Source organism: Nocardia flavorosea, assembly GCF_015477805.1.
Lineage (GTDB): Bacteria > Actinomycetota > Actinomycetes > Mycobacteriales > Mycobacteriaceae > Nocardia > Nocardia flavorosea_A.
The window spans coordinates 111,186-124,940 of the sequence record NZ_JADLQL010000006.1 but is presented as its reverse complement, the minus strand read 5'-3'; the positions used below and the strand labels follow the sequence as shown (position 1 = coordinate 124,940).

General features: G+C 67.6%; 12 protein-coding genes. 4 read left to right on the top strand and 8 right to left on the bottom strand.

Annotation, left to right across the window (positions count from 1 at the left end; genetic code table 11):
• Nucleotides 1–43 precede the first annotated feature (43 nt).
• The 3 genes from IU448_RS24520 (at nucleotide 44) to IU448_RS24510 (ending at nucleotide 2,720) form a co-directional block, all read left to right on the top strand.
• Nucleotides 44–418, top strand: a complete 375-nt coding sequence (locus IU448_RS24520; RefSeq protein ID WP_195058058.1) for a PLDc N-terminal domain-containing protein — start codon at nucleotides 44–46, stop codon at nucleotides 416–418.
• A gap of 42 nt (nucleotides 419–460) precedes the next feature.
• The gene (locus IU448_RS24515) at nucleotides 461–886 is read left to right on the top strand and encodes a DUF7144 family membrane protein (RefSeq protein ID WP_195058057.1); all 426 of its coding nucleotides are present in this window, start codon (nucleotides 461–463) and stop codon (nucleotides 884–886) included.
• 124 nt (nucleotides 887–1,010) lie between these two features.
• A complete protein-coding gene (locus IU448_RS24510; protein ID WP_195058312.1) occupies nucleotides 1,011–2,720 on the top strand; it encodes a SulP family inorganic anion transporter in 1,710 nt (569 codons plus the stop codon).
• 120 nt (nucleotides 2,721–2,840) lie between these two features.
• Here the strand turns inward: IU448_RS24510 and IU448_RS24505 are convergent, their stop codons facing one another.
• Nucleotides 2,841–3,074 (bottom strand): lipopolysaccharide assembly protein LapA domain-containing protein, encoded by a 234-nt coding sequence (locus IU448_RS24505; RefSeq protein WP_195058056.1) that lies wholly within the window; start codon nucleotides 3,072–3,074, stop codon nucleotides 2,841–2,843.
• 285 nt (nucleotides 3,075–3,359) lie between these two features.
• Here IU448_RS24505 and IU448_RS24500 point away from each other — a divergent pair, with 285 nt between their 5' ends.
• Complete coding sequence (locus tag IU448_RS24500) at nucleotides 3,360–5,177, top strand: alkyl/aryl-sulfatase (protein ID WP_228814254.1); 1,818 nt, start codon at nucleotides 3,360–3,362, stop codon at nucleotides 5,175–5,177.
• A gap of 4 nt (nucleotides 5,178–5,181) precedes the next feature.
• Here IU448_RS24500 and IU448_RS24495 read toward each other — a convergent pair whose 3' ends face one another.
• From IU448_RS24495 to IU448_RS24465, 7 genes are all read right to left on the bottom strand, one after another.
• Nucleotides 5,182–5,895 (bottom strand): response regulator, encoded by a 714-nt coding sequence (locus IU448_RS24495; RefSeq protein WP_195058054.1) that lies wholly within the window; start codon nucleotides 5,893–5,895, stop codon nucleotides 5,182–5,184.
• Nucleotides 5,892–8,429, bottom strand: a complete 2,538-nt coding sequence (locus tag IU448_RS24490; protein ID WP_324188705.1) for a sensor histidine kinase KdpD — start codon at nucleotides 8,427–8,429, stop codon at nucleotides 5,892–5,894. Before IU448_RS24490 ends, IU448_RS24495 begins: the two co-directional genes overlap by 4 nt.
• Nucleotides 8,430–8,682: 253 nt before the next feature.
• Nucleotides 8,683–9,630, bottom strand: coding sequence for a potassium-transporting ATPase subunit C (locus tag IU448_RS24485; RefSeq protein WP_195058053.1), 948 nt, complete (start codon nucleotides 9,628–9,630; stop codon nucleotides 8,683–8,685).
• Nucleotide 9,631: 1 nt separating this feature from the next.
• Entirely contained in the window at nucleotides 9,632–11,779 is a 2,148-nt protein-coding gene (kdpB, locus tag IU448_RS24480; protein WP_195058052.1) for a potassium-transporting ATPase subunit KdpB, read from the bottom strand.
• Nucleotides 11,779–13,449: a potassium-transporting ATPase subunit KdpA gene (gene kdpA / locus IU448_RS24475; RefSeq protein ID WP_195058051.1), complete on the bottom strand. Its 1,671-nt coding sequence runs from the start codon at nucleotides 13,447–13,449 to the stop codon at nucleotides 11,779–11,781. The genes kdpB and kdpA overlap by 1 nt, the downstream gene beginning before the upstream one ends.
• Nucleotides 13,450–13,539: a K(+)-transporting ATPase subunit F gene (locus IU448_RS24470; RefSeq protein ID WP_195058050.1), complete on the bottom strand. Its 90-nt coding sequence runs from the start codon at nucleotides 13,537–13,539 to the stop codon at nucleotides 13,450–13,452.
• On the bottom strand, nucleotides 13,536–13,631 hold the full coding sequence (locus IU448_RS24465) for a potassium-transporting ATPase (protein WP_156052360.1): 96 nt from the start codon (nucleotides 13,629–13,631) through the stop codon (nucleotides 13,536–13,538). Before IU448_RS24465 ends, IU448_RS24470 begins: the two co-directional genes overlap by 4 nt.
• Between the last annotated feature and the right edge of the window lie 124 nt (nucleotides 13,632–13,755).

Sequence of the window (13,755 nt, the reverse complement as noted above, 5' to 3'; positions counted from 1 at the left end):
CCCGCTGTGGGGACCACTGGATCCGAGGTAAGTGAGGTGGACCGTGTCCTTCTGGGAAGCGCTCTGGCTGATCGTGGTGAGCTTCGCGTTCATCGCGTACCTGCTGCTGCTGTTCCACATCATCGGTGACCTTTTCCGGGATCGGGAGACCTCCGGCTGGGTCAAAGCCGTCTGGGTGGTTTTCCTGATCGTGCTGCCGCTGCTGACCTCGCTGGTCTATCTGATCGTCCGCGGTCGAGGTATGACGCAGCGGTCCGTCGCCGAGGTCCGGCAGATGCAGGCCGCGGAGCAGGAATACATCCAGCGCACTGCCGGTACCAACCCGGCCGCGCAGATCGCCGCCGCGAAACGGCTGCTCACCGAAGGCACGATCACCGAAGGAGAATTCGAGCGGCTCAAGGCCAAGGCCATGGGGTGACCGCGACAGTCGACGTAATCACTGCGCTCGGAAGGAGTGGAGATGACCACCGCACCGCAATACACCACCGACACAACCGGCCGTGGCCCGCTACGGCAGGGTTTCGCGGCCGGCGCCGCGATCGGCGCGTCGATTCTGCTACTGACGGTCGGCGTGCTCTCGGTGCTCGAGGGGATCGCCGCGGTCGCCCGGGACGAATTGTTCGTTGTCGGTGTCGACTACATCTACGAGTTCGATATCACCACCTGGGGCTGGATCCATATCGTCCTGGGTGCCATCCTGATCGTGGCCGCGCTCGGACTGATGACCGGAACGACCTGGGGCCGGGTGCTGGCGATCGTCGTCGCGGCACTGTCGATCCTGGCGAATTTCCTCTGGCTGCCCTACTACCCCTGGTGGTCGACGCTGGTCATCGCCCTGAACATCGTGGTGATCTGGGCGATCGCGACCTGGCAGCCCCGGACCTGAGGCATCCGTCACGCGGGGCCGGCCCGGTCGCCCATGCGGCCGGGCCGGTCCCACCGCGGCGAACGGCAGGTGTGTTGTGAGCGAGGAACGCACTCGTCCGACCGGCGACAGCGATACGGGCCGGATGCGGGCAGTCGCCGTACAGCTGTTCCCTTCCCTGCACGGGTACCGGCGTAGCTGGTTGCGGCCGGATATCGTCGCCGGCCTGACCGTCTGGGCGGTGCTGGTGCCGGAAGCGCTGGCCTACGCCACGATCGCCGGTGTCCCGCCGGTGGCCGGACTGTACGCGGCGGTTCCGTCGCTGATCTTGTATGCGCTGGCCGGTAGCTCCCGGCATCTCGTAGTGGGCCCGATGTCGGCGACCGCGGCGCTGTCGGCCGCACTGATCACCCCGCTGGCCGGAGCGGACGGGGGCCGCTATCTCGCGCTCACCACCGCGCTCGCCCTCGCGACCGGGGTGGTCGGGTTGCTCGCCGGGCTGCTGCGGCTCGGGTTCATCGCCTCGTTCATCTCCGAGCCGGTGCTGAAAGGTTTCATCGTCGGACTGGCGCTGGTGATCATCATCGGCCAGGTACCCGGACTGTTCGGCATCGACAAGCACGAGGGCAATTTCTTCGAGCAGTTGTGGGGCGCGCTGACCGGTCTCGGGGGCACCCACTGGCAGACCCTGATAATCGGCGGTCTCAGCCTGGTGCTGGTGCTCGCGGTCAAACGGTGGCTGCCGCTGATCCCGGCCGCGTTGCTCGCCGTCCTGGCCGGAATTCTGGCGGTGGCGCTGTTCGACCTGGATGACAAAGGGGTGGCCATAGTCGGTCCTATCGACCCCGGCCTGCCCGTTCCCGGTCTGCCCGCGGGCGTGGGTTTCGGCGACTACCTCGATCTGCTGGGACCGGCGATCGGTGTCCTGCTGATCGGATTCGCCGAAGGATTGGGCGCGGCCAAAACCTATGCCGCGAAAGCCGGCTACGAAATCGACCCCAACCGCGAACTGTTCGGCTTGGGCGCCGCGAACCTGGGGCCGGGATTCACCTCCGGGATGGTGGTCAACGGCAGTCTGTCCAAAACCGCGGTCAACGGGTCGGCCGGCGCCGAAACCCAGGTCAGTGGGCTGGTGGTGGCGGCCCTGACCGTCGTGACCCTGCTGCTGCTCACCGGACTGTTCGAACAGTTGCCCGAGGCCACACTGGCCGCGGTGGTGATCGCGGCGGTGGTCGAACTGGTCGATATCGCGGCATTGCGGCGGCTGTACCGGGTGTGGACCGACTGGCTGGGCCATATCTACGGCCGGGTCGCGCGTGCCGATTTCGCCGCCGCACTGGCCGCGCTGCTCGGTGTACTGCTGTTCGGCACCCTTCCCGGTTTGCTCATCGGGGTCGGGGTCGCCATCGTCCTGTTGGTATACCGTGGCTCCCGGCCGCATATCGCGGTGCTCGGCCCCCGCGACGGTTTATGGCTGGACCTGCACCGTCACCCCGGTCTCGCACAGCGACCCGACCAGCTGGTGGTGCGCGTGGAAGCGGGGCTGTACTTCGTCAACGCCGACCATGTGCGGACTCGCATCGAACAACTGTGCACCCGGCGCACCCGGCTGGTGGTGCTCGACGCCGAAACTTCGCCCGCTATCGATGTCACCGCCGCGGCGATGCTGGTCGATCTCCGGGACGGCCTGGCCCACCGCGGTATCGAGTTCCGCATCGCCCGCTCGATCGGGCAGTTCGGTGACGAACTGGCGGCCGCGCAAACCGGAACTCATCGGATCCCGGTCTACGCGAGTGTCGCCGCGGCGACCGCGGAACCGCCGCGCGCCCCGGACACCGCGGCCCCGGCTCGCTGACCGACCACGCCGGCTGCGTGGTGGCCGGATCACCGGGCCCGGTGCGCCCAGCCCGGGCAGCCGGTACGGCTCCTCGGCCGGCCGCCGTACCCAGCCGCGCTGGACGTGGGCGTCGGCATTTCAGCGGCGGGCGCGGCGTCTGATCAGCAGACCCGCGAGCGCGCCGACCAGAAACATGATCAGCAGGATCAGCCACATGGGCGAACGAACGGTGACCAGCAGGAAATTGATATCCACCCGGTTGCGATTCTGGGCGATGAACACCACGGACAGCACGACCAGGGCGGCGGCTACCCACTGGTTCACCGTGATACGAGACAGCAGGCCTGGCTTCGGCGTGTCCTGGGTTGTCATCGGATCCTCCGGAAAGGTGGGCTGACGGTGCACCGAGATTCTGCTGCGGACGCGGCTGGTTCGGCCTCACCCGGGCCGGATGAGTTCACCGCATCCGCTCGCCGGTGCGAGGTCATCCGGTGAATTCACCCGGTGCAGGTGATACCTGCGGCCGGGAGGCCCGGCTAGCGTCGGCTGTGCTGGTGTTCCCGCTTGCGGACGACCATCTTGGTGAGCGGGTGCTCGAACCTTCGCGCCGTGACCGTTTCAGCAGCCGAGACATCGCCGAGTGAGGTAACGATGACCATGCACGCGGACTTCGACGACACGACCGATTTCGACAACGCGAGCCGGGGGTTCATCGCCGAACTCGACCCGCGGGCAGTGAAAGCCGCCGACGGGCGTGTGGTCTGGGATACCGGCGCCTACGCCTTCCTCGACGGCGACTGCCCGCCGACCGCGAATCCGAGTCTGTGGCGGCAGGGACAACTCTGCAGCAAACAGGGGTTGTTCGAAGTCACCGAAGGGATCTACCAGGTGCGCAACCTGGACCTGTCGAATATGACGTTCGTCGAGGGCCGCGACGGCGTCATCGTGATCGACCCTCTCATCTCGGCGGAGACCGCGGCTGCGGGATTGGCCCTGTATCGAGCGCATCGCGGTGACCGGCCGGTCACCGGGATGATCTACACCCATTCGCATGTCGATCATTTCGGCGGTGCCCGGGGAGTGTTGCCCGAAGGTCATCCAGCGGTACCGATCCTGGCTCCCGAGGGTTTCCTGGAACACGCCGTCAGCGAGAACGTCTACGCCGGCAATGCGATGAACCGCCGCGCGATCTTCATGTACGGTGCGGTGCTGGACAAGGCGCCCGACGGGCAGATCGGCGCCGGGCTCGGGATGACCACCTCCGTCGGGACCGTCACGCTCATCCCGCCGACGGTCGATATCACCCGCACCGGGCAGGAAGAGGAGATCGACGGCGTCCGAATCGTTTTTCAGCTCACCCCGGGTACCGAAGCTCCGGCGGAGATGAACTTCCTGTTCCCCGACCACCGTGCACTCTGTATGGCGGAGAACGCGTCGCACAATATGCACAACGTGCTCACCCTGCGCGGTGCCGTCGTCCGCGATTCCCGGGTCTGGGCGCGGTATCTGGACGAGGCCATCGCCCGCTTCGGTGACAAGGCCGATATCGCTTTCGCTTCCCACCACTGGCCGGCCTGGGGGCGAGAGAATTGGACGGCCTGGCTGGCCGGGCAGCGCGATATGTACGCCTACCTGCACGATCAGACGCTGCGCCTGACGAACCAGGGATTCACCGGCCCGGAAATCGCCGAACAGTTCGAATTCCCGGCCGCGCTCGACAAACTGTGGGCCAACCGCGGCTACTACGGTTCCACGAGCCACAACGTCAAAGCGATCTATCAGCGGTACATGGGCTGGTTCGACGGAAACCCCGCCCACCTGTGGGAACATCCACCGGTCGAGTTGGCGCAGCGGTATGTCGCCGACTACGGCGGTATCGATGCGATCGTCGGCAAGGGCCGGCAGTATGCCGCCGACGGGGATCTGCGGTTCGCCGCCACCCTTTTGCAGCACGCCGTCTTTGCCGAACCGGACCACGACGGCGCCAGAGAGGAGTTGGCGAAGGTCTACCGGCGGCTCGGCCACGGCGCCGAGAACGGCACCTGGCGCAACTTCTACCTCGTCGGCGCACAGGAGTTGCGCACCGGTCCGAGCCCGACCGCCACCAGTACGGCGGGCCCGGAGATGCTGACGGCGTTGACGCTGGACATGATCGTCGACTCCCTCGCAGTCCGGATCGACGGCCTGCGCGCCGCGGCGACGGATTTCATCATGGACTGGGAACTGACCGACGAGAATCGTGTGCACCGGCTGACCCTCTCCAACGGTGCGCTCACCCACCGGACGCCCACAGCCGAGGCGCCGGCCCTCGGTCCCGCGGATCTCACTTTGACCCTGACCAAGGCGCAACTGCTGAAAGCCGTGAGCGGCGGCGGGTTCGAGGGGGTGACCATGAAGGGCGATGAGAATCTGCTGCGTACCTTCGTGGCGCTGCTGGACACCCCGGACCCGCAATTCCCGATCGTCACCCCCTGACCGGTCACTCCCGGAACCGGTGGCCCATCCCCGGTTCGGTGACCAGATGTCTGGGATGCGACGGATCGTCCTCCAGTTTCCGGCGCAGCTGGGCGAGATAGACCCGCAGGTAGTGGGTTTCGGACTGGTAGGCCGGGCCCCATACTTCGCGCAGCAGTTCCTGCCGGCCCACGAGTTTCCCGCGATTACGCACCAGCATTTCCAGCACCCCCCATTCGGTGGGGGTCAGATGGACTTCGGTTCCCGCCTTGATCACCTTCTTCGCCGCGAGATCCACGGTGAACGAATCGGTGACCACCACGGGTTCGTCGGGCTCGGCCGTATCCGCGGCCCGGCGCAGCGCCGCGCGCAACCGGGCCAGGAATTCATCCATCCCGAACGGTTTGGTCACGTAGTCGTCGGCGCCGGCGTCGAGCGCGTCCACCTTGTCCGCCGAATCGGTGCGGGCGGACAACACGATGATCGGCACCTTGGTCCAGCCGCGCAAACCCGCGAGCACCTCGATCCCGTCGATATCGGGAAGTCCGAGATCGAGCACCACCACATCGGGTTTGCGTTCGGTCGCCACCCGCAGCGCGCCGGCGCCGGTGGCCGCGGTGACCACGTCGTAGCCGCGCACCGAGAGGTTGATCCGCATCGCCCGCAGGATCTGGGGTTCGTCGTCGACCACCAGGACGGTGGGCTGTGCGCCGGGCTCCGGCTGCGGTGCGGTTTTCATGGCGAAACCTCCGTGGGCGACGTATCGGTGCGGCCGTCCGCGACCGCGAGATCGACGGTGACGGTGAGTCCCCCGCCGGGGGTGGGGGCCGCGCTCACGGAACCGCCCATGGCATCGGCGAACCCGCGCACCACCGAGAGCCCCAGCCCCAGACCACTGGTGTTGTCCCGGTCGCCCAGCTGCTGGAACGGGTCGAAAACCCGTTCGGGATCGGCTCCGGGCAGCCCCGGTCCGTGGTCGACCACCCGGACCAGGATCCGGCCGTCCACCGCCGCGGCATCGATCGTCACCTCCGATTCGGCGCCGTAGCGCAAGGCATTGTCGACAAGATTGGCCAGAATACGTTCCAGCAGGTCGGGGTCGGCCTGCACCACCGTTGTCCCGACGCTGACCCGTACCCGGTCGAGCGCGCCGCGGCGCGCCCCGCGCGGGCTCACCCCCACGCTGACCAGCGACCGGTGCACCACCTCGTCCAGATACACCGGCCGCAACCGCGGCCGCACCACCCCCGCGGCGAGCCGCGAGGAATCGAGCAGGTTACCGACCAGCGCCGTGAGCTGGTCGGCGGATTCCTCCACCGTGGCGAGCAATTCGGCCCGGTCCGCGGCGGAGAACTCGACATCATCGGACCGCAGACTCGATACCGCGGCTTTGACCGCCGCCAGCGGGGTGCGCAGATCGTGGCTGACCGCCGAGAGCAGGTCGCGACGCAACCGGTCGGCCTCGGCGAGTGCCGCGGCCTTGTTCGCCTCCTCCGCGAGCTGCCGTCGCTGAACCAGGCCGACAGCCTGCCCTGCGACGGCCTCCAGCACTCGCCGGTCGCGGGCGCGCAGGGTCGGGCCGGACAGCAGCAGCGCATAGTCCCCGTCGCCGACCTCGATCGCGGTATCGGCCGTATCCGCGCGCTCGGGCGGGTCTGTACCGACTGCGGCGAGCGCGCCGCGATGGCGGTGCCGCAGACTCACCGCCTGCTGGCCGTAGGTCTGGCGTAACCGTTCCAGCAGCGCGGTCGGATCGGCGCCGCGCAGCACCGATCCCGCGAACAGGGTGAGCAGTTCGGCCTCGCGCGACGCCTGGCCGGCCTGCTCGGCCCGGCGCGCGGCGGTATCGACCAGTACCGCCACCGCGACCGCCACCACCAGCAGCAGGACCGCGGGCAGGAAATTGTTCGGTTCCTGGATGGTGACGCTGTAGCGGGGATCGGTGAACAGGACGTTCAGCAGCAGGCCCGCGATCAGCGCCGACGCGATCGCCGGCAGCACCCCGCCGAACAGTGCGACCGCCAGTACCGCCACGAAGTACAGTGCACTTTCGCTCACCAGATCGAGGTAGCGGTCGAGCCAGGCGGCCAGCAGTGCCGAGATCGCCGAGGGCACAGCGAACGCCGCGATCCAGGCCGCGGTGCGGCGCGCTCGCGGCCGTGGTCGCCGCCGGCGGCGGCCCGCGGCCTCGTGGGTGACCATATGCACATCGATCTTGCCCGAGTGCTGCACCACTTCCGCGCCGATGCCCTCGTCGAACATCCGCGCCCAGCGCGACCGCCGGGAGGTGCCGAGCACCAGCTGGGTGGCGTTGACCGTGCGGGCGAAATCCAGCAGGGCGGTGGGCACCTCGTCACCGACGACGGTATGCAGTTCGGCGCCGAGGTGCGCGGCCAGCTCCCGGACCGCGGCCATCTTCGGTGCCGCGACACCGGTCAGGCCGTCGCCCCGCACCACATGAACCACCAGTAGTTCGGCGCTGGATTTCGCGGCGATCCGGCCCGCCCGCCGCACCAGCGTTTCCGATTCGCGGCCGCCGGTCACGGCGACGACCACTCGTTCCCGGGCCTCCCAGGTGGCGGTGATCCGATGATCGGCCCGGTATTTCGCCAGCGCGGCGTCGACCTGGTCGGCCAGCCACAGCAGCGCGAGTTCGCGTAACGCGGTCAGGTTGCCGCGCCGGAAGTAGTGCGCCAGCGCGGCATCGGCCTTCTCCGGTGCGTACACATTGCCGAGCGTGATCCGCCGTTGCAGTGCTTCCGGGGTGATATCGACGAGTTCGATCTGGTCGGCGGCCCGGACCACCGCGTCCGGCACGGTCTCGCGCTGGGTTACGCCGGTGATCTGCTCGACCACATCGTTGAGGCCCTCGAGATGCTGGATGTTCACCGTGGACACTACGGTGATCCCGGCGGCCAGCAGCTCCTGAACGTCCTCGTACCGTTTGCGGTTGCGGCTGCCCGGAGTGTTGGTATGCGCGAGTTCGTCCACCAGCACCAGATCGGGCCGGCGGGCCAGCACAGCGTCCACATCCAGTTCGTACTGCACCGTGCCGCGATAGGAGACCGCGATTCTGGGCACCTGCTCGATACCCTCCAGCAATTCCGCGGTCTGCGCGCGGCCGTGCGTCTCGACCACGGCGGCCACCACATCCTGACCGCGAGCCAGTCGCCGATGCGCCTCGCCGAGCATCGCATAGGTTTTGCCGACCCCGGGAGCTGCGCCGAGATAGATACGCAGCTCACCCGGGGTTCGGTGTGGTGCAGCGGTCACGTCCGCATCATGTGACGTCTTCCCGGTTGCGAACAACCGGGACTCCTGCGATGCCGAGATTCGGCATCTCGGTGGGTTCCTGCTTCACCGCAAATCGCCTCCCGGCGTGAAGGTCTTACATCCGCTCCACAGGTGTTTCGCCTCGCCCCCCGCCCGGCAGCGGGAACAGGGTCAACCGTATCAGTGCGGTCGGCGAGGTGGTGGCCTGGACCCGGACGGCCGGTCCGGGCGCTGCGTGCCCCGGTCACCGCTCTCACTCGCCCGCCGCGGCGCGGGCCACCGGGTAGCGGCTGTCGAGGTCGAGGTTGAGTTCCAGGACGTGGACCCGCGGTTCCCCGGCGAAACCGAGTACCCGGCCGCTGGTGTGCGCCGCGAGGAGCTCGCGGACCGCGGCCGGTTCGATGCCGCGCGCGGCCGCCACCCGGTTCACCTGGATCTCGGCGTAGGCGGGGGAGATATGCGGATCCAGGCCGCTACCGCTGCTGGTCACCGCATCCGCCGGGACCGCCGGTTCGGCGACTGCGTTCCCCGCCATCGGTATGATCCGGCCGGTCGAATAGTCTTCGCCGTACTGCGCGCATTCCACCGGAACACCCTGATATTCGGCGAGGAACACCGGCGTGGATCCGGCGGACCGGGCGCGGCACGGTTCGTTGACGCTGACCACCCGCTGCGGGAGTACCGTACCGTCCGCGGCACGCGGGCCCAGGACCGAGAGCACCGCCCCGACTCCGCCCGGTGTGCAGAACGGCCGGGCGCCGTCGACACCTTCGCGCAGGCCGATCTCGTGGCTGCGGGTGCAGACCTGGGTGAGCAGGCTCGGTGCGAAACCGGCCGATTCCGGGTCGGATCCCGCGGCGAGCAGGGCCGGGTCGGCGGGGGTGTCGACGATATTCTCCGGGCCGAGATTGCTGCCGCCGGAGGCCAGGGTGTCGTATCCGTCACCGGCCGCCGAGGGCCGGCTCTGGAAATACCAGGCGATCGGGTCACCGTTGGCGTCGGTGAACGATTGGCCCAGCTGCGAACTACCCACCGCCCGGCCGTCGACCTCGATGATCGAACCGTGCGATTTATCGTGCAGCCCCGGTAATTGGCCCGCCACCCAGACGATCCCGGGATAGGCGAAACCAGTGATCAAGGTCAGTATCAGCAGTGCGCGCAATCCGGCGAGATGCTGGCGGATCAGATCGGAGACAGGCATATCAGGACATCCCGGGCAGGTATTGGACGATGAGGTCGATCAGTTTGATCCCGAGGAACGGCGCGACGATCCCGCCGAGCCCGTAGATCGACAGATTGCGGCCGAGCAGTTTCGCCGCGCTGCCGGGCGTGTACTGCACACCCCGCAGGGCCAGCGGGATCAGGGCCACGATCACCAGCGCGTTGAAGATCACCGCCGACAGGATCGCCGACTGCGGACTGGCCAGCCGCATGATGTTCAGCAGGTCCAGCCCCGGGAACAGCCCGACGAACAACGCCGGGATGATCGCGAAGTACTTGGCGATATCGTTGGCGATCGAGAACGTGGTCAGCGCACCGCGGGTGATGAGAAGCTGTTTGCCGATCTCGACGATTTCGATCAGTTTGGTCGGATCGGAATCGAGATCGACCATGTTGCCGGCTTCTTTCGCGGCCGAGGTGCCGGTGTTCATGGCGACCCCGACATCGGCCTGCGCCAGCGCGGGCGCGTCATTGGTGCCGTCGCCGGTCATCGCGACCAGCCGCCCGCCCTCCTGCTCCCGCCGGATCAACGCCAGTTTGTCCTCGGGCGTGGCCTCGGCCAGGAAATCGTCCACGCCTGCCTCGTCGGCGATCGCTTTGGCGGTGCGTGGATTGTCACCGGTGATCATGACCGTGCGGATACCCATCCGGCGCATTTCCGCGAAACGGTCCCGCATCCCCTGTTTTACGACGTCTTCGAGCCGGATCACGCCGAGTATCCGTGCCGTGCCGTCGCGGAGCTCGCCCACGACGAGCGGGGTTCCACCGGCCTCCGAGATCCCGTCGACGACGGTTCCCAGTTCGGCCGGCACCGCACCGCCGTTGCTGCGGATCCACTGGGCCACCGAATTCGCGGCGCCCTTACGCAACTGGATCCCGTCGATATCCACCCCGGACATCCGGGTGGCGGCGGTGAACGGCACCCATTCGGCGTGCGCCAGTTCCCCTGGTGTGCGTTCGCGCAGGCCGTAGGCGTCCTTCGCGTACACCACGATGGACCGGCCTTCGGGGGTCTCGTCGGCGAGGCTGGACAGTTGCGCCGCATCCGTCAGCTCTTGTTCGCCGACCCCGGCCAGCGCAACGAACTGCGTGGCTTGGCGGTTGCCGAGCGTAATGGTGCCGGTTTTGTCCAGCAGCAGCGTGTTCACATCCCCCGCGGCCTCGACGGCCCGGCCGGACATGGCCAGCACATTGCGCTGCACCAGCCGGTCCATCCCCGCGATACCGATGGCCGACAGCAACGCGCCGATAGTGGTCGGGATAAGGCACACCAGCAGGGAGACCAGCACGATCCCGGTGACCCCATAGGTGCCCAGCGCGAGACTGTCCGGCACACCGGGATTGTTGTCCTTGGCGAAGATGGCCAGCGGCTGCAGCGTGACCACGGCGACCACGAAGATCAATGTGAGCGCGGCCAGCAGGATATTGAGCGCGATCTCGTTCGGCGTCTTCTGCCGCGCCGCTCCCTCCACCAGCGCGATCATCTTGTCGATGAAGCTCTGGCCCGGTTCCTGGGTGATGCGCACGACGATCCGGTCCGACAGCACTGTGGTGCCGCCGGTGACCGCGGACCGGTCGCCGCCGGATTCCCGGATCACCGGGGCCGATTCGCCCGTGATGGCGGATTCGTCCACCGAGGCGATACCTTCCACCACATCGCCGTCGCCGGGGATCACCTGACCCGCTTCGACGACGACATGGTCGCCCCGGCGCAGTTGCGGCGCCGGCACGGGTTCTTCGGTGTGATCGGCACCGGGCGACCAGTCGACCAGCCGGCGGGCCACGGTGTCGGCTTTGGCGCGGCGCAGGGTGTCGGCCTGGGCCTTACCGCGCCCTTCGGCCACCGCCTCGGCGAGATTGGCGAATACCACGGTGAGCCACAGCCACGCGACGATCGCCCAGGCGAAGAAACTCGGGTCGGCGATCGCCAGCACCGTGGCCCAGACCGCGCCGATCTCGACGATGAACATCACCGGATTGCGCCACAGTGTGCGCGGATCGAGTTTGCGCATCGCCTGCGGTAACGAGGTCAGCAGCAGCTGCGGATCGAGCAGGCCACCGCGGACCCGGCTTTTCGGGGGCTGCGGCGCCGCCGGTACGGGATTCGATTCGATGGTGGGAGCGGACATCAGTGCAATCCTTCGGCGAGCGGCCCGAGCGCCAGCGCGGGCAGGAAGGTGAGAGCGACCAGGATCACGGTGACCACGACGACCAGGCCGACGAATTGCGGCCGGTGGGTCGGCAGCGTTCCCACCGAAGCGGGGGTGGTGCCCTGTCTGGCCAGCGAACCGGCCAGGGCCAGCACCAGGATCATCGGCAGGAACCGGCCGAAGAGCATGGCGAGGCCGAGCGCGGTGTTGAACCATTCGGTGTTGCCGGACAGCCCGGCGAAAGCGGAGCCGTTGTTGTTACCGGCCGAGGTGAACGCGTACAGCACTTCCGACAGACCGTGCGGCCCGGAATCCTGGATCGAGGCCCGCTGTCCCGGCATGGCCATGGCCAGAGCGGTTCCGGTCAGCACGATCACCGGCGTCACCAGGAAATAGGCGGCGGCCAGTTTGATCTCGCGCGGAGTGATCTTCTTCCCCAGATACTCCGGGGTACGCCCGACCATCAGTCCGGCGACGAACACCGTGATGAGCGCGAGCACCAGCATGCCGTACAGACCCGAGCCGACACCGCCGGGCGCCACCTCGCCGAGCTGCATATTGAACATCAGCATCATGCCGCCGAGGCTGGTGTAGGAATCGTGCATCGAATCCACCGCACCGGTGGAGGTGAGCGTGGTGGCGGCGGCGAAGGTCGCCGAATTCGCCACGCCGAAACGTTGTTCGACGCCTTCCATGGACGCTCCGACCGCGGCCGGCACGGTGCCGTGGTGCTGGAGCTGGAAAACGCTGACCAGGGTCACGCTGATCAACGCGAGCACGGTCATGACGGCGGCGATCGCATAACCCTGTCTGCGGCTGTCCACCATGCGACCGAAGGTGCGCGGCAGCGAGAAGGCGATCACCGTCAGCAGGAAGATTTCCACCCAGTTGGTCCACGCGGTGGGGTTCTCGAACGGATGCGCGGAGTTCGCGTTGAACGCGCCGCCACCGTTGGTGCCGAGATCCTTGATGGCCTCCTGGCTCGCGATGAGACCGCCGGGCAGATTCTGCCGGACACCACCGAGCGTGGTGACCACCTGGTCGTTGAGATGGAAGTTCTGGATCACCCCGCCCGCGATCAGCGCGATGGCGGCCACCGTCGAAATGGGCAGCAGAATACGGAGCGTACCGCGCACCAGATCGACCCAGAAGTTACCGAGGGTGCCGCCGCGCGAACGCGCCAGGCCGCGGACAACGGCCATGGCGACGGCCATACCGACCGCCGCGGAGACGAAATTCTGCACGGTCAGCCCGGCGGCCTGGGCCAGCGGGCCGAGTGTGGATTCGCCCGCGTAATTCTGCCAGTTGGTGTTGGTGACGAAACTTGCGGCGGTGTTCCACGCCAGGGCGGCCGACATCGGGGTGGCCGTCTCGTCCGGGAACAAGGGCAGTTTGTGCTGCGTGGCCAGCAGAACGAACAGGAAGATCAGGCTCACCGCGGAGAAGGCGAGGGCGCTGCGGGCGTAACCGCCCCAGGTCTGCTCGCGGTCCGGATCGGCGCCGACCAGCCGGTAGAGCCGCCGTTCGAAGCGGGAATGGGTGGTGCGCGTATAGACGCGGTACATGTAATCCCCCAGCGGCACATGTACCGCGGCCAGCGCCGCCACCAGTGTGCCGAGGAACAGCACACCCGCAATGGTTGTACTCACTCAGAACCTCTCGGGAAACAGCAGGGCGGCCACCATCAGCCCGATGACCACGACGGCCAGGACCAGGCCCACGGCATTGACGACATTCACAATCGCTCCACCATCCGCTGTACGAATCCGAGCACACCGAATACCGCGACCGTGACCAGGAGATAGGCCAGGATCGACACGTCCGCCTCCATTCCGAAAACCGGGGCAGCGCGACGCAACCGAACGGCTGCGGCTGCCCAACCGGGTCGAAACTACGAGCCGGGTTCCCCTGCACCCAGCACGTTGACGCGTCCTTTACGCCCCGCTTCGACGCCT